The 21,778-nt window shown below is 71.7% G+C and carries 13 protein-coding genes; 3 read left to right on the forward strand and 10 right to left on the reverse strand.

Annotated elements, in window-relative coordinates:
- Positions 1-20 precede the first annotated feature (20 nt).
- The 3 genes from ABZ930_RS32610 to ABZ930_RS32620 form a co-directional block, all read right to left on the reverse strand.
- Complete coding sequence (locus ABZ930_RS32610) at positions 21-2,150, reverse strand: LamG-like jellyroll fold domain-containing protein (RefSeq protein WP_361555933.1); 2,130 nt, start codon at positions 2,148-2,150, stop codon at positions 21-23.
- Positions 2,151-2,276: 126 nt separating this feature from the next.
- Positions 2,277-4,883, reverse strand: coding sequence for a bifunctional FO biosynthesis protein CofGH (locus tag ABZ930_RS32615; protein WP_361555936.1), 2,607 nt, complete (start codon positions 4,881-4,883; stop codon positions 2,277-2,279).
- 93 nt (positions 4,884-4,976) lie between these two features.
- On the reverse strand, positions 4,977-5,813 hold the full coding sequence (locus ABZ930_RS32620) for a TIGR03619 family F420-dependent LLM class oxidoreductase (protein ID WP_361555939.1): 837 nt from the start codon (positions 5,811-5,813) through the stop codon (positions 4,977-4,979).
- A 154-nt stretch (positions 5,814-5,967) separates the two neighbouring features.
- Here ABZ930_RS32620 and ABZ930_RS32625 point away from each other — a divergent pair, with 154 nt between their 5' ends.
- Positions 5,968-6,291 (forward strand): hypothetical protein, encoded by a 324-nt coding sequence (locus ABZ930_RS32625; protein ID WP_361555942.1) that lies wholly within the window; start codon positions 5,968-5,970, stop codon positions 6,289-6,291.
- Positions 6,292-6,389: 98 nt separating this feature from the next.
- A complete protein-coding gene (locus ABZ930_RS32630) occupies positions 6,390-7,931 on the forward strand; it encodes a CehA/McbA family metallohydrolase (protein ID WP_361555945.1) in 1,542 nt (513 codons plus the stop codon).
- Between the two features lie 4 nt (positions 7,932-7,935).
- On the opposite strand, the gene ABZ930_RS32635 is transcribed toward ABZ930_RS32630, so the two are convergent.
- The 7 genes from ABZ930_RS32635 to ABZ930_RS32665 form a co-directional block, all read right to left on the reverse strand.
- Positions 7,936-9,474 (reverse strand): APC family permease, encoded by a 1,539-nt coding sequence (locus tag ABZ930_RS32635; RefSeq protein WP_361555948.1) that lies wholly within the window; start codon positions 9,472-9,474, stop codon positions 7,936-7,938.
- Between the two features lie 237 nt (positions 9,475-9,711).
- Positions 9,712-11,196, reverse strand: coding sequence for an aldehyde dehydrogenase family protein (locus tag ABZ930_RS32640; protein WP_361555951.1), 1,485 nt, complete (start codon positions 11,194-11,196; stop codon positions 9,712-9,714).
- Complete coding sequence (locus ABZ930_RS32645; RefSeq protein ID WP_361555954.1) at positions 11,193-12,932, reverse strand: D-aminoacylase; 1,740 nt, start codon at positions 12,930-12,932, stop codon at positions 11,193-11,195. Before ABZ930_RS32645 ends, ABZ930_RS32640 begins: the two co-directional genes overlap by 4 nt.
- 392 nt (positions 12,933-13,324) lie before the next feature.
- Positions 13,325-14,443 (reverse strand): LLM class flavin-dependent oxidoreductase, encoded by a 1,119-nt coding sequence (locus ABZ930_RS32650; RefSeq protein ID WP_361555957.1) that lies wholly within the window; start codon positions 14,441-14,443, stop codon positions 13,325-13,327.
- 115 nt (positions 14,444-14,558) lie between these two features.
- Entirely contained in the window at positions 14,559-15,338 is a 780-nt protein-coding gene (locus ABZ930_RS32655; RefSeq protein ID WP_361555960.1) for an SDR family NAD(P)-dependent oxidoreductase, read from the reverse strand.
- 12 nt (positions 15,339-15,350) lie between these two features.
- Positions 15,351-16,277, reverse strand: a complete 927-nt coding sequence (locus tag ABZ930_RS32660; protein ID WP_361555963.1) for an LLM class F420-dependent oxidoreductase — start codon at positions 16,275-16,277, stop codon at positions 15,351-15,353.
- Between the two features lie 565 nt (positions 16,278-16,842).
- Entirely contained in the window at positions 16,843-18,102 is a 1,260-nt protein-coding gene (locus ABZ930_RS32665) for an amidohydrolase family protein (protein WP_361555966.1), read from the reverse strand.
- 272 nt (positions 18,103-18,374) lie between these two features.
- Here ABZ930_RS32665 and ABZ930_RS32670 point away from each other — a divergent pair, with 272 nt between their 5' ends.
- A complete protein-coding gene (locus ABZ930_RS32670; protein WP_361555969.1) occupies positions 18,375-21,680 on the forward strand; it encodes a BTAD domain-containing putative transcriptional regulator in 3,306 nt (1,101 codons plus the stop codon).
- The last annotated feature ends 98 nt before the right edge of the window (positions 21,681-21,778 follow it).

Below are 21,778 nucleotides of genomic sequence, written 5' to 3' on the forward strand. Positions count from 1 at the left end.
CGTCCTCAGCAGAGGGAGGGTTAGGTGCCGAAGCCGAGACCGAGGATGCCGGACTCGTCCAGCGCGCCGGAGAAGGCGTGCACCTCGTCGACCGAGCCGCGCAGGTACTCGCCCCACCCGTCGTCGACCTGCCCACGGCCCACCTGGAGACCACCGTCGCTGTGCCAGGCGCCGTGGAAGTCCGCGGTCGCCTCGGCGTTCGTGTAGCCGTTGACGTAGAGCTTGATCTGGTCGGTCGCGTCGTCGTAGACGACCGCCAGCCGCCGGCCCCGGCCCTGGCCACCGTCGGCGGCCTCCGCCGTCCCGACGACGGTCTCCTTCGCCCCGGACTCGTCGGAGCCGGTCACCACCAGCTGCCACTGGTGGCTCGCCGGGTCGTACCGCACCTTGAACGCGTCCGCGTGCTCACCGCCCTGGGAGAGCACCGTCATCGGGTGCTCGGGCTCGGTGTCCGCGAGACGGACCACCACGCCGATGGTGAAGCTGTCGCCCGTGTCCACGACGGGCTGGTCCGTGGCCGCGTGTCCGGTCGTGCCGTCCAGCGTCAGGTCTCCGTCGCCCACGAGCGCGTAGTCGGTCGCCGGAGTGCAGTCCGGGTCCAGCCCGCAGCCGTCGTCGACGTTGCGGCGGATCGTCGCGCCGTCGGACAGCTTCAGCGGCGCGCCCCCGTTCAGCTCGGGGCTCACCCCGCCGTCCGCGTTCTCCAGCGACCAGTGCCCCTTCAATTCCGGTGTGCGGGCGCCCAGTTCAGCGGCCTCTTCGGGGACGACCACACGGTCGTAGACCCGTACGTCGCCCACCTCGCCGTGCCAGCGGTCGCGGTATCCGGCCGCGCCGCGCGCCCGCCCGATCTGGAAGGCGCCCGCGGCCTCGGCCGGCGTCGCCTTCTGGGGCGTACCGACCTCGTGGCCGTTCACGTACAGCGTGGCGAGGCCCGTCTCGGCGTCGTAGCGGCCGAGGACGTGGGCCCACTCGCCGGTCTCGGGAGTGCCGCCGGAGACCTGGGCGCCGCCGATCCGGAAGGACCACACCGGCGCCGAGTCGCCGCCCGGCCGCAGGCCGAGGGTGAAGCCGGGAGCGCCGTCGGCGTCCTGGCTCGCCACGGTGCGCACCGCGTCCGTGGCGGCCGGGCGTACCCAGCCGCCCACCGCGAACGTCCGCCGGGTGTCGGTCACCGCAGCGCCGGGGGACAGGAATCCGTGACCGGTGCCGTCCAGGCCGGCGGTGGACTTCAGGTCGGTGCCGCGCGGCACCTCCGCTCCGAAAGTCACTCCGGTCCCGGCCCGCGCGGCCGGGCCCGTCTCGGCTGCGGCCGACGTCGTACCCGCCGGGTCGGCGAGGTTCCAGTGCGCGACGGGTCCACGGCCGTCCGTGACGTAGAACCTGTGGTCCACAGTGCCGCTGATGCGGCCTGAGTGGTCGATGGCCTGGACGCTCAACGTCTCCGGACCGATCTCCACCGGCAGGAAGCGGATGCCGACCGGCCCGCCGGGCTTCTCCGGCGACGCGGTCTCATAGGTGCTGCCGATGTACGAGTAGCGGTACTTGACGACGTCGTCCGACGGGGAGTCCACCGTGAAGGTGCCGTACTCCCCGACGCGCGCGGTCCGGCTGCCCTCGGGGAAGTCCGTCGAGGACACGACCGGCTTCTCCGGGTTCTTGTCGTCGACGACGAACTCACAGACGGAGCCGCCGTCCTCGGAGCTCCACGCCGAGACGGCCTCGCCGTCGTTCGCCCGGACCCGCCAGGACACGACGGTGTTCGGCGGCACGTCGTCAGGCAGCTGCCAGTACGCCGCCCGGCCCGAGTCCAACGGGTACGAGGTATGGGTCCGGCGCTGCTCCGCGCCGTCGGCATCCGTCCACCAGGCCTCGAACTCGCCCTGTACGAAGTTGCCCTCGGCGGGCTGGTCGTCGCTCTCGGGGTCGTAGAGCACGGCGGTCACCCGCGGCGACTCCGAGACGTACGGCCGCTCCGCCCCCGTGGCGCACGCCTTGCGGTCGGTCTCCAGATCCTGCACGAGCGGCTTCAACGGCGGCAGGTTGTCGGCCGCCAGGGCCGCCGACGGCGCCGCGACGACCGTCAGTGTCGCCGAGCCGACGACGGCCGCCCGTCTGAGCCTGCTCCAAGTCCTTTTACTGCGTGGCACGTTGGCCCCTCCCCTGTCGTCCCGCTCCGATCACGGGTCGCAGGAGGCTAACAGCAGGCACTGACACGAGTGAGCCATTAAAAGAGGGCGGGGCCCGGGCTCGGCCGCCCCGGGTCCCGCCCGCCGTCAGTCCTCCAACACCGGCAGCAGCTCCGGCAGATGCCCGTCCGACGCGGCCGCCGCCCGCACCCGCTCCTCCGGGACGGACCCGTACAGCGTCGTCCGCGGCTTCGCCGGGCGGCCCGCCGCGTCCGCCACCGCCACCAGGTCCTTGACCGACTTGTAGGAGCCGTACGACGAGCCCGCCATCCGCGAGATCGTCTCCTCCATCAGCGTGCCGCCGAGGTCGTTGGCGCCGGAGCGCAGCATCTCGGCGGCGCCCTCCGTGCCCAGCTTCACCCAGCTGGTCTGGATGTTGGGGATGTGCGGGTGCAGGAGGATCCGGGCCATGGCCGTGACCGCGCGGTTGTCGCGGGTGGTCGGGCCGGGGCGGGCGATGCCCGCCAGGTAGACCGGCGCGTTGGTGTGGATGAAGGGCAGCGTCACGAACTCCGTGAAGCCGCCGGTCTCCTGCTGGATGCCGGCCAGGGTCCGCAGGTGGCCGAGCCAGTGGCGGGGCTGGTCCACATGCCCGTACATCATCGTGGACGAGGACCGGATGCCCAGTTCGTGGGCGGTCTTGATGACCTCGATCCACGTCGCCGTGGGCAGTTTGCCCTTGGTGAGGATCCAGCGGACCTCGTCGTCGAGGATCTCGGCGGCCGTGCCGGGGATCGAGTCGAGGCCCGCTTCCCTGGCGGCGGTCAGCCACTCGCGGATGGACATCCCGGTGCGCGTCGCACCGTTCACGACCTCCATCGGGGAGAAGGCGTGGACGTGCATGCCGGGCACGCGTTCCTTCACGGCCTTCGCGATGTCGAAGTAGGCCGTGCCGGGCAGGTCCGGGTGGATGCCTCCCTGCATGCAGACCTCGACCGCGCCGACGTCCCAGGCCTGCTGGGCGCGGTCGGCGACCTGGTCCAGGGAGAGGGTGTACGCGTCGGCGTCGGTGCGGCGCTGCGCGAAGGCGCAGAAGCGGCAGCCGGTGTAGCAGACGTTCGTGAAGTTGATGTTCCGCGTGACGATGTACGTGACGTCGTCGCCGTTGACCGTTTTACGGATGTCGTCGGCGATCTTGCAGAGCGCGTCGAGGGCCGGGCCGTCCGCGTGCAGCAGGGCGAGGGCCTGGTCGTCGGTGAGCCGGGTGGGGTCGTCGGCGGCGACCGCCAGCGCCTCCCGCACGTCGCCGTCGATCCGGGACGGGACCATGCCGGGCGCCGCCTGCTCGCGCAGCGCCTCCCAGTCGCCGTACACCTCGTCGAAGTCGTCACGGCGGTCCGACGTACGGCCGTCGGTGTCGATGGTGCGGTGCAGGTCGGTGCGGCCGGAGGAGGCGACGTAGCCCTCGTCGGGCTCCTGCCAGGGGCGGCCCACGACCGGGGCGTCCGCGATCGCCAGGCCCGTCTCCGGGTCGGCGAGCGCGCGCACGTGCGGGAGCAGGCGCGGGTCGAGCCACGGCTCGCCGCGCGTCACGAACTCCGGGTACACGCACAGCCGTTCGCGCAGCTCGAAGCCGGCGGCCGCGGACTGCTCGGCCAGCTCCTCCAGCTTCGGCCACGGCTTCTCGGGGTTCACGTGGTCGATGGTCACCGGGGAGACGCCGCCCCAGTCGTCGATGCCCGCGCCGATGAGCCGCGTGTACTCGCCGTCGACCAGGTTCGGCGGCGCCTGGAGATTGCCCGACGGGCCCATGATGTGCCGGGCGACGGCCACCGTGGCGACCAGGTCGTCGAGCTCGGCGTCGGGCATCCCGCGCATCGCCGTGTCCGGCTTCGCGCGGAAGTTCTGGATGATCAATTCCTGGATGCCGTGGTACGAGCGTGCGGTGCGGCGCAGCGCGAACAGCGACTCGGCGCGCTCCTCGTAGGTCTCGCCGATGCCGATGAGCAGCCCGCTGGTGAAGGGGACGGACGAACGCCCCGCGTCCTCAAGGACCCGCAGCCGCACGGCCGGCTCCTTGTCCGGGGAGCCGTAGTGCGGCATGCCCGGCTCGGACCACAGGCGCTCGGCGGTCGTCTCCAGCATCATGCCCATGGACGGTGCCACGGGCTTCAGGCGCTGGAAGTCGGTCCAGGACAGCACCCCGGGGTTGAGGTGCGGGAGCAGGCCCGTCTCCTCCAGGATGCGGATGGATATGGCCCGTACGTAGGCGATCGTGTCGTCGTAGCCGTGCGCGTCCAGCCACTCGCGCGCCTCGGGCCAGCGGTCCTCCGGCTTGTCGCCGAGGGTGATCAGGGCTTCCTTGCAGCCGAGTTCGGCGCCCTTGCGTGCGACGTCCAGGACCTCGTCCGGCGACATGAACATCCCGTGGCCCGCGCGGCGCAGCTTGCCGGGGACGGTCACGAACGTGCAGTAGTGGCACTTGTCCCGGCACAGCCGGGTGAGCGGGATGAACACGCTCTTCGAGTACGTGATGACGCCCGGCCGGCCCGCGGCGTCCAGGCCCGCGTCGCGCACCCGGGCCGCCGATGCCGTGAGGTCGTCCAGGTCGGCGCCGCGTGCCTGGAGCAGCACGGCGGCCTCCGTGACGTCGAGCGCGACACCGTCCCTGGCCCGTTTCAGGGCGCGGCGCATCGCGTTGGCCGTGGGCCGGTCGGGCTGCTGCGTCTGGGGTGCGGCGTCCTGATCACTCATGAATTGAGCATACGAGCGGTGCCCCGCGGCCCACGAGAGCGCCTGTGGTGACACATGCCTCGCGGGGAGTCCGGGTCCGCCCGCACGGCCTCCTCACAGGTACGGGGCGTACTCGTCCAGCGTCTTCAGCACGGTCCCGGTGTCCCCCGGCGGCAGTTGCAGCACGACCTCCCCGAAGCCCTGCTCGGCGTAGTGCGCGAGTTTGCCCGGGGTCGGCAGCACCGCGTACGGCACGATCGTCAGCGCGCCGGGATCGCGGCCCGCCTCCGCCCACCGCTCCTTCAGCTCGGGCACGGTCCGGCTCAGCCCGGCGCCTCCGATGGGCATCCAGCCGTCGGCGTAGTCGCAGATGTGGGAGAAGAGCTTGGGTCCCGCGGCGCCGCCGACGAGGACGCGCGGCGCACCGCCCCGCACCGGCTTGGGGAAGGCGTGGCTGGCGCGGACGCCCGGGCCGAACTCGCCCGCGTACGCCGTGGGTCCGTCCGCCCACAGCGCCCGCATCACCCCCATCCGCTCGCGGACGAGGTCCCGGCGGGTGCGCCAGTCGGCGACGCCGTGGTCGGCGGCCTCCTCACGGTTCCAGCCGAAGCCGACGCCGAGCGTGAAGCGGCCGCCGGAGAGGTGGTCGAGGGTGGCGATCTGCTTGGCCAGGGCGATCGGGTCGTGCTCCATGGGGAGGGTGACGCCGGTGCCGAGCGCGAGGTCCTCGGTGACGGCGGCGGCCTGGGCGAGGGCGACGAGCGGGTCGAGGGTGCGGGTGTACTCGCGGGGCAGGTCACCGCCGTTGGGGTACGGGCTGGTGCGCTCCACGGGGATGTGGGTGTGCTCGGGGAGGTAGAGGCCGCCGAAGCCGCGCTGTTCGAGCTCGCGGGCGAGGCGCACGGGAGTGATGGTCTCGTCGGTCAGGAAGATCGTGGTCGAGATCCGCATGCGGCTTTCCTACCGGCGGGGGTTCCAGGAGTCCATGGGCGCGGCTACGCTCCCCTGATCGCATTCGCCGAAAGCTCTTTACCGGGCTTTTGCGAAAGGCGTCATGGAGTTCCGTACAGGCATTCTTCACAGGACATTCTTCACGGGGGTTCAGATGGCGGTCCGTTCACGTCCCGCGGCGGTACTCGTGCTGCTGGGAGCGCTGCTGTTCGGGGCCGTACCGGCGACGGCGGCCCCGCGCACCGGGGCCACGACGGTGTCGGCGGCCGCGGTCGCGGCGGGGCACGGGCCGTCGTCGGCGTCGGCGCCGCGCAAGGTCACCGAGGCCAAGTCGGTGACGCGGATCGGCAAATCGAAGCGGCGGCACAAATCGCGGCACGGCAGTTCGCTCGGCAAAGTCGGCCTGATCGTGATCATTCTGCTCGTGCTCGTGGTGCTGGTGGTCGTCGGCCTGTTCCGCAAACGCTCCCGGTCGTAATCCGCCGCTCCCCTTCCATTGGCGGGCGGTTAACGGCTCAATACCAGAGTTGCCCGGGCCACACCCTGGCCGCATCCGACACTCTGGGGAGCCGCGACATGTGCACCGACGCCGACCACGGAGACGACAGAGACCCCAGAGGCCCGGGCAGGCGGGCGCTGCTGGTGACCGGAGCGGCCGGCGCGCTTACGCTCGGGACCATGAGCTTCGCCGGCGCCGCCGAGGGGACGCAGTCGACCCGTACGCTCACGGGCACGCTGCCGCCGGGCGCGCCCGACTTCGTGTACCTGCCGGTCGAGGTGCCGCGCGGGGTACGGGAGATCAGGGTCGCGTACACGTACACGAAGGCCACGGTGCCGGCCGGCACCCAGAACAACGCGCTGGACATCGGCGTCTTCGACGAGCGCGGCACGGCGCTCGGCGGCGAGGGCTTCCGCGGCTGGTCGGGCGGGGCCCGCACCGAGTTCTTCCTGCGGGCCGACGACGCGACGCCCGGCTATCTGCCGGGCCCGGTACGGACCGGCACCTGGCACATCGCGCTCGGCCCGTACACGGTGGCGCCGGACGGCCTGCCGTACTCGGTGACGGTGACGCTGACCCACGGCGCGCCCGGCGAGACGCCCGCGCCGTCCTATCCGCCGGAGCGGGCACGCGGGCGCGGCCGGGCCTGGTACCGCGGCGACTGCCATCTGCACTCCTGGTACTCGGACGGCAGGCGCACGCCCGCCGAGATCGGCGCCCTCGCGCGGGCGGCGGGCCTGGACTTCATCAACACCTCGGACCACAACACCCAGTCCGCCCATGCCCATTGGGCGGACGTGGCGGGCGACGACCTGCTGGTGATGCTCGGCGAGGAGATCACGACGCGCAACGGCCACGTGGTCGCCCTCGGCACCGACCCGGGCACCTTCGTCGACTGGCGCTACCGGGCCCGGGACAACCGCTGGGCGAAGTACGCCGACCGGATCCGGCGGGCGGGCGGTCTGGTCGTCCCCGCGCATCCGCACGCGACGTGCATCGGCTGCGGCTGGAAGTTCGGCTTCGGCGAGGCGGACGCGGTGGAGGTGTGGAACGGGCCGTACACGCCGGACGACGAGGTGTCGCTGGCCGACTGGGACAACACCCTGGTCTCCTACGCCCGTTCGCGCGGCAGCGGCGGCCGCGGCTCCTGGCTGCCCGCGATGGGCAACAGCGACGCCCACCGCGATCCGGACCGGGTGGGCGGCCCCCAGACGGTGGTCCTCGCCGACGATCTGACGCGGGACGCGATCCAGGCGGGCATCAGGGCGGGCCACGCCTACGTCGCCGAGACCAAGGACGTCGAGGTCGCTTTCACGGCGAGCGGCGGCCGGGGCCGGACGGCGGGCCTCGGCGAACGCCTCGCGGTCGCCGCCGACACCCCGGTGACGGTGACCCTGGAGGTGAAGGGCGCGCCCGGCTGCACCCTGCACATCGTCACGGACGAGGGCACCCTGTTCACCTCGGCCCCGCTGTCCGACTCCGGCACGGGAACGGCGACCTGGCACACGACCCCGTCCTACGCGGCCTACGTCCGCGCCGAGGTCCGCCACCCGGCGACGGCCCCGGGCCTGCCGGGCGCCCTGACCGCGTTCACGAACCCGATCTTCCTGGGGGCGTGAGCGACTACTCCTCCACCACCAGCACCGCGGTCTCCCGGTTCAGCACCTCGCCCCGGAAGAACGCCGGGCTCCGGCGGCCCATCACCAGCATGATCACGAAGCCGACGAGCAGCAGGCCGACCCCGATGACGAAGACCGAGCCCACTCCGAAGACCGAGGAGCCGCTGCCGTACTCCGGGTTCCACATGTCGACCAGGGTCTTCACGAAGACCGCCGACAGGAGCAGGCCGCCCAAGGCCGGGAAGAGTCCCTTGAAGGTGAAGTCGCGGAGCGAGGAGCGCAGCTCCGCCTTGAAGTACCAGGCGCAGGCGAACGCCGTCAGCGCGTAGTAGAAGCAGATCATGAGGCCGAGGGCGTAGATCGTGTCGACGAGGACGTGCTCGGAGACCAGCGTCATGACCGTGTAGAAGACGGCCGTGGCGACGCCCGCGGTGACCGTGGCGCGGCCCGGCGTCCTGAAGCGCGGGTGGACGCGGGCGTACGAGGCCGGGAGCGCCTCGTAGGTCGACATGGCGAGGACGGTGCGGGCGACGGGGATGAACGTCGTCTGGAGGCTGGCCGCCGCCGAGGCGAGGACCGCGACGAAGAGCAGGATGCCGAGGGTGGGGCCCATCACCGGGCCGGCCAGGGCGGCGAAGACGTTGTCGGAGGTGTCCGGGTTGGCGAGGCCGAGGCCCTTGCCCCCGGAACCGACGATCATCTGGGCGGCGACGCCCGTGGCCAGGTAGGAGCCGACGAGGACGACCATGGCGATGAGCGCGGCGCGCCCCGGTGTCCGGTCGGAGCCGATCGTCTCCTCGTTGGCGGTCAGGCAGGTGTCCCAGCCCCAGTACATGAAGATCGACAGGGACAGACCGGCGGTGAACGCGCCGAAGGACTGCACCGAGAACGGGTTCAGCCACGACCAGGAGAAGGGCACCGAGGTCGGGAAGTCCGCCGAGCCCGCCTTGGACACGGCCATCACGACGAAGACGCCGAGCACCACCAGCTGGAGGCCGACCAGGGTGTACTGCACGCCCTTCGTGGCGGTCATCCCGCGGTAGCTGATGGCGGTCGCCGCCGCGATCAGCGCCAGGCACGTGAGGATGTGGACGGCCTTGTCGCCGTCCAGGGCCGCCACCGAGTCGCTGTTGGTGATCTCTCCGGCGAGCAGCCAGAAGTACGAGGTCGCGACCCCGGCCAGATTCGACAGCACGATGATCGTCGCGATCACCAGGCCCCAGCCGCACATCCAGCCCACGCGCGGCCCGAACGCCTTCACGGTCCAGGTGAAGGACGTACCGCAGTCCGGCATGACCTTGTTCAGCTCCCGGTACGCGAACGCGACCAGCAGCATGGGCAGGAACCCGGCCAGGAACACCGCGGGCATCTGCAGACCGACCTCGCCGGCCGTGGAGCCGAGGGTCGAGGTGAGGCAGTAGACGGGCGCGACCGTGGAGATGCCGATGACGGCACTGCCGAGCAGCCCGACGGAGTTCCCGCCGAGGCCCTTGCCCTCGCCCTTCCCTGTGCCCTCCTGGGGCCGCACGTCCAGCTGAGTCATGAACAGGACGTTAAATCCTGCGGTTTCCACATCTGGCGGGATTCGTCACCCCATGACCTCTTAATGATCCATGGGCAATTCGGGCAACCACCTAAGAGTCAGCAACCCATCCCCGCACTCTAGCCGCACTTTGCAAGGCGATCGGCCCGGCGTCCGCTATTCGGTAATCGCAGCCGGGTCCGATTTACCCCATTCCAAAATTTCCCGTGAGGGGTGGGTCACGTCGCCCGGATCACGTCACCCGGGCCACACGATCGACTGCAGCTCGCTGTACGCGTGCAGCGCGTACGAGCCGACGTCCCGCCCCACGCCGCTCTTCTTGAACCCGCCGAACGGCGCCTCCATGTTCCGTCCGACCGTGTTCACCCCGACCCCGCCGGCCCGCAGCCGCCGCGCGACCCGGAAGGCGCGGGCGACGTCGCCAGACCAGACGTAGTCGATGAGCCCGTAGTCGGAGTCGTTGGCCAGCGCCACCGCCTCGTCCTCGTCGCCCGGCCCCTCCCCGTCGAAGGGGACGACCGTGACGACGGGACCGAAGATCTCCTCGCGCACCACCCGCATGTCGTTGGTGCAGTCGGCGAGCAGGGTGGGCGCGACGTAGAAGCCCGTGTCCGTGCCGGGCACGGCGGGCCGCTCCCCGCCCGCGACGACCGTCGCGCCCTCCTTGCGCCCGAGCTCCACGTAGGACTCGATCCGGTCGCGGTGCGCCGCCGAGATGACCGGCCCGACGACCGTGCCCCGCTCCCTCGGGTCGCCGACCTTCATGAACCCGATGTACGCGGTGAGCTTGTCGACGAACGCGTCGTACACCGAGCGGTGCACCAGCGCCCGGGTCGGCGCCGTGCAGATCTGCCCGCTGTAGAAGGCGTACGTCGTGCCGATCCCGGCGACGGCCGAGTCCAGGTCGGCGTCGCCGAAGACGATCGCGGCGCCCTTGCCGCCCAGCTCCATCAGCTGCCGCTTCATGGAACGCCCGCACACCTCGCCGATGCGCTGCCCGACGGCGGTGGACCCGGTGAAGCTCACCATGTCCACATCCGGGGAGTCGACGGCCGCCTCCCCCACGTCGACCGAGGCGCCGCTGACGACGTTCACCACCCCCTGCGGCGCTCCGGCCTCCGCGAGGGCGGCCGCCATCCGGAACACGGAGAGCGGGTCCTGCGGGGCAGGCTTGACGACGACGGTGTTGCCCATGGCGAGTGCGGGCGCGACCTTGCCCGCCGGGTTGGCCCAGGGGTTGTTGTACGAGGTGATGCAGGTGACGACGCCGACCGGCTGCCGCACGGCGAGCGCGCCCATCACCCCGGCCTTGCCCATCGGCCCGGCCTCGTTGATCTGCGGGGGGAGTCCCTCCTCCACGGGTTCCAGGGCGCCGGCCGCGTACCGCCGGAAGCGGGTGACGCCGACGCCGACCTGCATCCCGCGGGCCGTCCCGGTCGTGGCGCCGCTCTCGGCCTGCGCCAGCTCGGCGTGGGACGCGAAGTCGCGCTGCATGAGGTCGGCGGCCCGGTCGAGGATCGCGGCCCGCTCCCGGGGCGTCGTCCGCGACCAGGGCCCGAAGGCGTCGCGGGCGGCGCGCGCGGCGTCGTGCACCTGCTGCCGCGTGGCCTCGGGGGCGGCGCCGACGACCCGCTCGGTCGCCGGGTCGATCACGTCGTAGGTCCCGCCCCCGGGCTCGACCCACTCGCCCCCGATGAACAACCTGCCGTCCACAGCGCTCACTTGGTGCTCACCGTCCGGGTGTCCTGCCCCGAGCGGAGCACCTTGCCGGGCACGGCGCCGCTGACGACGTCGCCGCGGATGGCCTCGACGCCGTTGACCCACACCGCGGTGATGCCGATGGCCTTGGAGTCCAGTCGGGGGCTGTCGCCGGGCAGGTCGTGGACCAGCGTGGCCTTGCCCGCGTCGATGGCCTCCGGGTCGAAGAGCACCAGGTCGGCGTGGAAGCCCTCCTGCACCGTCCCGCGCTCGCGCAGCCCGAACAGCTCGGCCGGGTCCGAGGTCAGCATCTTCACGGCCTGCTCCAGACCGACCAGCTTGCGCCCGCGCAGACAGTCCCCGATGAACCGGGTCGTGTAGGGCGCCCCGCACATCCGGTCCAGGTGCGCTCCAGCGTCGGAGCCGCCCAGCATGACGTCGTCGTGGCCCCAGGCCTCGGCGCGCAGCGCCCACGAGTCGGGGTCGTTGTCGGTCGGCATCGGCCACAGGACCGTACGCAGCCGGTCGTTGGCGCAGATCTCGACGAGGCACTCGAAGGGCTCCTGCCCGCGCTCGGCCGCGATGTCCTTCACCACACGCCCGGTCAGCCCCTCGTTCGCCTCCGAGTAGGTGTCGCCGATGACGTACCGCCCGAAGTCGGCGAGCCTGCGGAAGACGCCGGCCTCCTTGCTGTCGGCGCGGCGCAGCATCTCGGTGCGCACCTCCGGGTCGCGCAGCCTCGCGATCCGTTCGTCGACGGGCAGCCCCAGCACCTCGCCCCACCCGGGGATCAGGTTGAGCGCGCAGAAGGTGCCCAGCGACATGTTCATCGGGGTCAGGATCGGCATGGTCAGGGCGACGATCCGGCCGCCGGACTTCCGAGCCCGTTCACTTGCCGAGAGCTGCCGCGGCACGCGTTCGGGGACGGCGGCGTCGATGGTCAGCACGTTCCAGTTGAGGGGCCGCCCGGCGGCGGCGCTCATCTCGACGAACAGGTCGATCTCGTCGTCGCTGAACTGGTCGAGGCACCCGGCGACGATGGCCTCGATCTGCGTCCCCTCGTGCTCGCCGACCGCCCGGCTCAGCGCGATGAGTTCGGCGGGCAGCGCGTGCCGGGAGGCGACCGGCTCGCCGTCGCCGTCCGAGTGGGTGGAGGACTGGGTGGTGGACAGCCCCCAGGCCCCGGCGTCCATGGCCTGGTGGAACAGCGCCAGCATGTCGGCCAGCTGCTGCTCGCTGGGCTGCCCGCCGACGGCGTCCGCTCCCATCACGTACCGGCGCAGCGCGCAGTGCCCCACCATGAAACCGGCGTTGACCGCGATCCGTCCGTCGAGCGCTTCGAGGTACTCCCCGAAGGAGTTCCAACTCCAGGGCGCCCCTTCCTCCAGGGCGACCAGCGACATCCCCTCGACCTTGGACATCATCCGCCGCGTGTAGTCGGCGTCGTCCGGCCGCCCGGGGTTCAGCGGGGCGAGCGTGAAGCCGCAGTTGCCACCCGCGACCGTGGTCACGCCGTGGTTGAGGGAGGGCGTGGCGTACGGGTCCCAGAACAGCTGCGCGTCGTAGTGCGTGTGCGGATCGACGAACCCGGGAGCGAGTACGAGCCCCGAGGCGTCCTCGCTCGTCCGCGCCTCCTCGGCGACGGCTCCGCTCTCGGCGATGACGGCGATGCGCCCGTCACGGATGCCGACATCGGCGACGTAGGCGGGGGCACCGGTCCCGTCGACGACGGTGGCGCCCTTGATCAGGTGGTCGAGCATGCCTGCTCCTAAGGAATCGAGCTCAGCAACATCAAGCCCCTCCGACGATCGAGGAGCGGGATCCGGGACGAAGCCCCAAATCAAGCCCCTCCGACGATCGAGAAGCGGGATCCGGGACGAAGCCCCAAATCAAGCCCCTCCGACGATCGAGGAGCAGGGTCCGAGGCAGAGCCCCAGATCAAGCCCCTCCGGCGTTTGAGGAGCGGGGTCCGGGGCGGAGCCCCAAATCAAGCCCCTCCGACGATCGAGGAGCGGGTCCGAGGCGAAGCCCCAAATCAAGCCCCTCCGGCGTTTGAGGAGCGGGGTCCGGGGCGGAGCCCCGTGACAGCGGCTACGACAGGGCCCCGGCTCTCCTTGTCCGGGAAGGAGGAGAACCGGGGCGGCACGGAGTGCTACGCGGCGGACCGGAACCGGCTCGTCCGATGCACCGGATCCGTGTCGATCTTGGGAATGACGTGCTCCCCGATGAGCTTGATCGAGTTCAGGGTGTCCTCGTGCGAGATCCCGATCGGCAGCCCGAAGGAGAGCTGGTCGGCCCCGGCCTGCTCCCAGCGCTTGCACTGCTGGAGCACCTCGCCCGGGTCACCGCAGATCATCAGCTCCTCGGCGATGAGGAGTTCGATGATCTCCCGGTTGTACTCGGGAAGGACCTCCGGCCACTCGGGGATGCCCTCGGGCCGCGGGAAGGTGTCGTGGTACCGGAAGACCAGCGACTGGAGGTAGTTGAGCCCGCCGCTCACGGCGATGTCGACGGCTTTGTCGTGGGTCTCGGCGCAGATGGCCGTCGAGGTCACCATGACGTTGTCGTTGACGAAGCCACCGATCGGCTCGGCCTCGGTGATCGCGGTCTTGTACTGCTCCAGGACCCACTCCATGTCGGAGACCTTCTGCACGGAGAACCCGAGCACGCCCAGCCCCTTCCTGGCGGCCATGGCGTACGAGGGCGGGGACCCGGCGGCGTACCACATGGCCGGGTGGGACTTCCCGTGCGGCTTGGGGAAGATCTTGCGCGGCGGCAGCGACCAGTGCTTGCCCTGGAACCCGACGTACTCGTCCTGGAGCCACATCTTCGGGAACTCGGCGATGGTCTCTTCCCAGATCTCCTTGGTGTAGTTCATGTCCGTCACACCAGGGATGAAGCCGAGGATCTCGTGGCTGCCGGCCCCGCGCCCGCTGCCGAACTCGAACCGCCCCTCGCTGAGGTGGTCCATCATGGCGACCTTCTCGGCGACCTTCACCGGATGGTTCACCTGGGCCAGCGGGTTGAAGATGCCGGAGCCGAGGTGGATGCGCTCGGTGGCGTGCGCCAGGTACCCGAGGAACACGTCGTTCGCCGACAGATGCGAGTACTCCTCCAGGAAGTGGTGCTCGGACGCCCAGGCGTACTTGAAGCCGGACTTGTCCGCCTGGATGACGTACTCGGTCTCGTTCATGAGCGCGCGGTGCTCGGCGGTGGGGTCGGTCAGCGCCTGCTTGCCCACGTATCCCTGTACAAAGAGCCCGAATTCCAAGGAGGTTCACCGTCCTCGTCAGTTTCTGACGATCCGTCAGATTGGATGGGATGACTGTTCCACTGCGACCTGCGACCGTCAATACCTGATACACCGTCAGACAGGCCCTGGGGGGCTAGAGAATGCTGACCCCGGCGAGCCAGCCGCCGTCGACCACGAACGGCTGCCCGGTGATGTACGCGGAGTCCTCCTCCGCGGTGAGGAACAGCGCGAGCCGCGCGACCTCCTCGGGCCTGCCGACCCGGCCGAGCGGCACCAGCTTGCGGTAGAGCTCGTCCAGCGCCTCGGTGCCGGCCTGGATGTCGCCGCCCGGGTCGAGTTGGGCGGGGTTGCTCATCGCGGTGTCGATGGCGCCCGGGCAGACGGCGTTGACGCGTATCTTCTTCCCCGCGAGTTCCAGGGCGGCGACGCGGGTCAGACCGAGAATCGCGTGCTTGCTCGCGGCGTACGCGCCGACCAGCGCCATGCCCGTGATCCCCGTGAACGACGAGGTGTTCACGATCGACCCGCCGCCCGCCTCGGCGATCTCCGGGGCGATGGTCTTGATGCCGAGGAAGGCGCCGACCTGGTTGACGTTCACGATCTGCTGGAACTCCTCCAGCGGCGTGCCGGTCAGTTCGTTGAAGCGCAGGATGCCCGCGTTGTTGACCAGCCCGTCGATCTTCCCGAAGGCGTCCTTGGCGGCGCGCGCGGCGGCCTCCCAGTCCTCTTCCCGGCTCACGTCCAGGTGCACGAAGCGGCCGCCGATCTCCTTCGCGACGGCCTCCCCCTGATCGTCGAGCACATCGGCGACGACGACCTTCGCGCCCTCGGCGGCGAACAGCCGCGCCTCCTGCTCGCCCTGCCCGCGCGCCGCGCCCGTGATGAGAACGACGCGCCCGTCCAGCTTGCCCATGCCCTGTGCTCCTCAGGTGAGTTGGGGTGCGACACCGGCCGCGAAGGCCGCGATCTGGTCGACGAGTTCGGTCCGGCCGCGGCTGCGGAAGCGCACCTGGATCTGGTCCACGCCCATCGCCGCGTACGCGCGCAGCGACTCGGCCAGTTCGTCGGGCGAGCCGGTGAGCGTGCGCCGCCCGACGTGCCAGGAGGGATCGCCGATGTACAGCGGCTCGGCGATGGCCCCGACGGTCAGGGGCGCCTCGATCCCGGCGTCGGCCCGCAGCCGCTTGATGGTCCGGATCTTCCCGGCCAGCTCGTCCCGCGGGTCGCCCTGCGGCAGCCAGCCGTCGCCCTTGAGCGCGGCGCGGCGCACGGCGGGTGCCGAGGAGCCGCCGACCCATACGGGGACGTGCGCCTGGGCGGGCCTGGGCTTCTGCCCCAGCCCCTCGAACTGGAACAGCTCCCCCTTGTACGAGGGGAACTCCTCCTGCGTGAGCGCCGCCTTGAGCGCGTCCACGGTCTCGTCGAGCACCGCCCCGCGCCGCGCGAAGTCGACGCCGAGCGCCTCGAACTCCTCCTGTACGTGGCCGGCCCCGACCCCGAGGATCAGGCGTCCGCCGCTGAGGTGGTCGAGGGTCGCGTAGCTCTTCGCGGAGAGCAGCGGATGGCGCAGGGCGACGACGGCGACGTGGCTGAGCAGCCGGGCCCGTTCGGTCACCCCGGCCAGGAAGGAGAGCGTGGCGACCGGGTCGTACCAGGTCGTGGACATGGCGTCGGCGAGCCGGCGCGGGATGCCCACGTGGTCGCAGACCGCGATGTAGTCGAACCCGCCCCGGTCGGCGGCGCGCGCGATCTCCACCAGGTCGGCGACGCCCGCGTCCGCCTCCCAGGTCTCGGCGTACATGGTGCTCTGGGACTGAATGGGGAGCTGAATCCCGTAAGCGAGCCGCGCCATACCCGGTTCCCCTCGATCTGACGATCCGTCACATACTGGCGCCCCCATCCTCGTACCTGACACACCGTCAGACAAGAGGTGGGAAGGGGGTCGTCGACCACGCGCGGCCCGGTGGGGCTTCCCGCGCAGTTCCCCGCGCCCCTGAGAGGCACACTGCGTGCGCCATCCCACCGAGGCCCCACAGAGACACCCCTCGCGCGGCGAAGCCGCAGCCTCATGAGGGGAACGCGCAAAGCGCGGCCCCAAGAAGAGGCTGCGCGCAGCGCACGCCTCAGGGGCGCGGGGAACTGCGCGAGAAGAGGCCACCGGCCGACACTGAACGAACCCCCCAGGGGCGCGAGGAACTGCGCGAGAAGCCCCACGGACCGCCACCCGACCGACAACCCCACAGGGGCGCGGGGAACTGCGCAAAAAACGACCACCGGCCCGCACGCAACAAACCACCCAGGGCCGCGAGGAACCGCACGAGAAGCCCCACCGACCGGCAACCCCGCAGGGGCGCGGGGAACTGCGCGACCAGCCCCCACGCACCCCCAGCCGAAGCCCCCCACCCCGACCGGCAAGGTCAAGCCGCCCAGAGCCCCTCCGAAGTCAACCCGAGCAGATCAATGGCATTGCCCCGCACAATGCGCTCCACGACATCCCCCGCAAGATGCCCCATCTGCGCCTCCCCGACCTCCCGAGACTTCGGCCAGGTCGAGTCGGAGTGCGGATAGTCGGTCTCGTAGAGGACATTGGCGACCCCGATCGAGTCCAGGTTCCGCAACCCGAAGGCATCGTCGAAGAAGCACCCGTACACGTGCTCCGCGAAATACTCGCTCGGCGGCTTGCGCACCTTGTCGGCGACCCCGCCCCACCCCCGGTTCTCCTCCCACACCACGTCGGCGCGCTCCAGGATGTAGGGGATCCAGCCGATCTGCCCCTCCGCGTACATGATCTTCAGGTTCGGGAACCGCTCGAACTTGCCGCTCATCAGCCAGTCGACCATCGAGAAACAGCAGTTGGCGAAGGTGATGGTGGACCCGACGGCGGGCGGCGCGTCGGGGGACGTCGACGGCATCTTGCTGCTGGAGCCGATGTGCATGGCGATGACGGTCCCGGTCTCGTCGCACGCGGCGAGGAACGGATCCCACTCGTCGCCGTGGATGGACGGCAGCCCGAGATGCGGCGGAATCTCGGAGAAGGCGACCGCCCGCACCCCGCGCGCGGCATTGCGCCGCACCTCGGCGGCGGCCAGCCCGGCGTCCCAGAGCGGGACGAGGGTGAGCGGTATCAGGCGCCCGGCGGCAGCCGGCCCGCACCACTCGTCCACCATCCAGTCGTTGTACGCGCGCACCCCGAGCAGCCCCAGCTCCCGGTCCTTGGCCTCGGTGAAGGTCTGCCCGCAGAAGCGCGGGAAGGTGGGGAAGCAGAGGGCGGACTGGACGTGGTTGACGTCCATGTCGGCGAGCCGGGCGGGGACGTCGAAGGATCCCGGCCGCATCTGCTCGTAGGTGATGACCTCCAGCTTGATCTCGTCCCGGTCGTAGCCGACGGCGGTGTCGAGCCGGGTGAGGGGCCGGTGGAGGTCCTCGTACACCCACCAGTCGCCGATCGGCCCGTCGTCCCCGGGCCGGCCCATGACGGGCGCGAACTTTCCGCCCAGAAAGGTCATTTCCTTCAGGGGTGCGCGGACGATGCGCGGCCCCACGTCGGCGTACTTCTTCGGCAGCCGGTCGGACCACACCGTGGGCGGCTCGACGGTGTGGTCGTCGACGGAGATGATGCGCGGCAAGTCGACTGATTCCGGGGCACTTTGGGCGTTTGTGGTCTCCGTGGTCTCCATGGATTCACGGTAGCGCCGATCTGACGACCCGTCAGCTAGTGGGCACCCGACGGATTTGCGCGGATGGTGAGGGTCGTACGCGTGAGATGTCTGTGATGACAGTCTCCCGCGGCTGACGTATCTGCCATGAACAAGGCAAACTGACGGAGTTGCCTCAGGGGGCACGTGCCGACAGCGGCGCGCCGCCTGGACAGCGAGGGCAGAGGCGTCGGACCACCGGCGTGGAGTACGGGACGTACAGGTGCTGGTGCGGCGGCAGGGGGGCGGCGACGATGGACGGTGGACCGCGGGTTCCGGAGCAGCGACGGTCCGGCACACCTGAGGACGCCCTGCCCGAACCCGGCACACCCGCGACACCCGCGTCCGGCACGACCGGCACCACCACGCCCGCGACGCCCGCGTCCGGCACCACCACGCCCGGACCCGGCACGACCGACACCACCGCACCCGCAACACCCGGACCCGGCACCACCGCACCCGGATCCGGCACCACCGACACCACCACGCCCGCCGCACCCGAATCCGGCACGCCCGACACCACCACGCCCGCCGCACCCGGACCCGGCACCGCCGACACCACCGCACCCGCAACACCCGGACCCGGCACCGCCGACACCACCGCACCCGCAACACCCGGACCCGGCACCGCCGACACCACCGCACCCGGATCCGGCCTGCGCTTCAGTGTCCTCGGCCCGGTCCACGCCTGGCGCGGCGCCGAACCGCTGGCCGCCGGATCCCCGCAGCAGCGCGCCCTGCTGGCCGCCCTGCTGCTGCGCGAGGGCCGCACCGCGACCGCGTCCGAGCTGATCGACGCGCTCTGGGGCGAGGAATCCCCGTCGCAGGCCCTCGCGGCGCTGCGCACCTACGCGTCCCGGCTGCGCAAGATCCTGGACCCGGGCGTGCTCGCCAGCGACTCCGGCGGCTACGCGATCCGGCTCCCCCGGCGCGACGCCCTGGACCTGGCGGCGGCCGAGGAGCTGTCGTCGGACGCCGAGAAGGCCCGCCAGTCCGGCGACCTCTGCCAGGCGCGGGCCCTGCTGCGCAAGGCCCTCGGCCTGTGGGACGGCGAACCGCTCGCCGGCGTCCCCGGCCCCTACGCGGAGACCCAGCGCGCCCGCCTGGAGGAATGGCGCCTGCAACTCCTCGAGGCCCGCCTCGACATGGACCTGGAGCAGGGCTGCCACGCGGAGGCGGTCTCCGAACTCACCGCCCTCACCGCGTCCCACCCGCTGCGCGAGCGGCTGCGCGAGCTGCTGATGCTGGCGCTGTACCGCTCGGGCCGCCAGGCGGAGGCCCTCGCCGTGTACGCGGACACCCGCCGCCTCCTCGCCGACGAGCTGGGCGTCGACCCGCGCCCCGGCCTGTCCGAACTCCAGCAGCGCATCCTGCGCGCCGACCCCGGCCTCGCCGAACCCTCGGCGCCGCCCGCCGAACCCGCCGCGGCCCCGGTCCGCCCGGCCCAGCTGCCCGCGACCGTGCCCGACTTCACCGGCCGCGCCGACTTCGTCCGCGAACTCAGCGAGGCGCTGGCCGCCGCCTCGTCGGAGACCGGCGCGGGCGGCGTGATGGCGGTCTCGGCGGTGGCCGGCATCGGCGGCGTCGGCAAGACGACGCTGGCGGTGCACGTGGCCCACGCGGCCCGCGCCGCCTTCCCCGACGGCCAGTTGTACGTGGACCTCCAGGGCGCGGGCCCGCACGCGGCCGAGCCGGAGGCGGTCCTCGGCTCGTTCCTGCGGGCGCTCGGCACCGCCGACTCCGCGATCCCCGACTCCCCGGACGAGCGGGCGGCGCTGTACCGCTCGACGCTGGACGGCCGCCGCGTCCTGGTCCTGCTGGACAACGCGCGGGACGCGGCCCAGGTCCGCCCGCTGCTCCCCGGCACCGAGGGCTGCGCGGCGCTGATCACCGGCCGGGTCCGGATGGTCGGCCTGGCCGGCGCCCACCTGGTGGACCTGGACGTCATGTCCCCGGAAGAGGCCCTGCTGCTGTTCACCCGCATCGTCGGCGAGGAGCGGGTCGCCGCCGAGCGCGAGGCGGCCCTGGACGTGGTGGCCGCGTGCGGCTTCCTGCCGCTGGCCATCCGGATCGCCGCGTCCCGCCTCGCGGCCCGCCGCACCTGGACCGTCTCGGTCCTCGCCGCGAAGCTGGCCGACGGACGGCGCCGCCTCGACGAACTCCAGGCCGGTGACCTCGCGGTGAAGGCGACCTTCGAGCTGGGCTACGGCCAGCTGGAGCCCGCCCAGGCCCGCGCGTTCCGCCTCCTGGGCCTCGCGGACGGGCCGGACATCTCCCTCTCCGCGGCCGCGGCCACGCTGGATCTGGACCCCGACGAGGCCGAGGACCTCCTTGAGCAGCTGGTCGACATGTCCCTGCTGGAGTCGGCGGCTCCGGGCCGCTACCGCTACCACGATCTCGTACGGCTCTACGCGCGTGCGTGCGCCGAGCGCGACGAGGAGCCGGCGTCCGGCCGGGACGCCGCGCTCTCCCGGCTCCTGGACTTCTACCTCTCCACCGTCGCCGGGGTCTATCTCATCGACCGCCCCGGCGACCGGCTCGTCGACCACCTCACCCCGTCCGCGTACCCGGGCCTGAAGTTCGAGAGCCGGCGCGCCGCGCAGGACTGGCTGTACGCCGAGGCCGTCAGCCTGCTCGCCTGCGTCCGCCAGTCGGCGCGGCCCGGGACCCTGCGCCGCGCCGTCGACACCCTGTGGGCAGCCATCGACCTGGCCGAGTCCGGGGCCAACTCCAAGGAGTACGAGGCCGTCGCCGCCCTCCTGCGCGACGCCGCGCAGGAACACGGAGCGCTCCACGTGGAGGCCCGCGCACTCACCGCGCTGGCCTTCGTGCACCACATCTCCGGAAGCCGGTTCGACGTGGCGCTCCAAGAGGCCCAGCGGGCGGCCGAGTTGGCGGCCGCGGCCAACGACCCGCTGACCGGCTGCTGGGCCTCCAACATCAGCGGCGTCGTCTCCCTCTACCAGAACCGCCACCAGGAGGGCGAGGCCCACTTCACCCGCGCCATCGCCGACTTCCGCGCCCTCGGCGACCGTCCGGGCGAGGCCAGCGCCCTGTGCAACCTCTCCCGCATCCACCTGGCGGCCTCCCGCACCGCACAGGCCGTCGCCCTCGCCCGGCAGGGCACCGCGATGTACGACGAGATGGGCCACGACCTGAAGGGCGCCAACGGCCGCTACGCGCTCGGGCTCGCCCTCACCCAGAGCGGCCGGCTCACCGAAGCCGCCGACTGCCTGTACCAGGCCCTGGGCGTCTTCCGGGACAGCCGGCAGCGGCTGTGGGAGGGCATGACCCTGTTCCGGCTGGCCGAGGTCGACATCGCGGCGGGCCGCCCGGGGCAGGCGGCCGCCCACTCCGAGACGGCGCTGACCCTGCTGCGCGGCATCGGCGGGGACTGGCGGCGGGGCAACGTCCTCACCGTGCTGGGCCGCGCCCTCGACAGCATCGGCCAGCTCGACCGCGCCCAGGTCTGCTGGCGCGAGGCCCTGGACATCTTCCGGTCGCTCGACGCGCCCGAGGCGGCCGAGGTCAGCGCGCTGCTGGCGCCGACGGCCGCCTGACGGGGCCCGGCGGGAGCGCTCGTTCATCGTTCGTTTATCGCGGCCCGGCACTCTTCAACATATGCCGGGCCGTCGCGTCGGGGGGCAGACGGAACGGC

It is taken from the genome of Streptomyces sp. NPDC046716 (genome assembly GCF_040645755.1).
Taxonomy (GTDB): Bacteria; Actinomycetota; Actinomycetes; order Streptomycetales; family Streptomycetaceae; genus Streptomyces.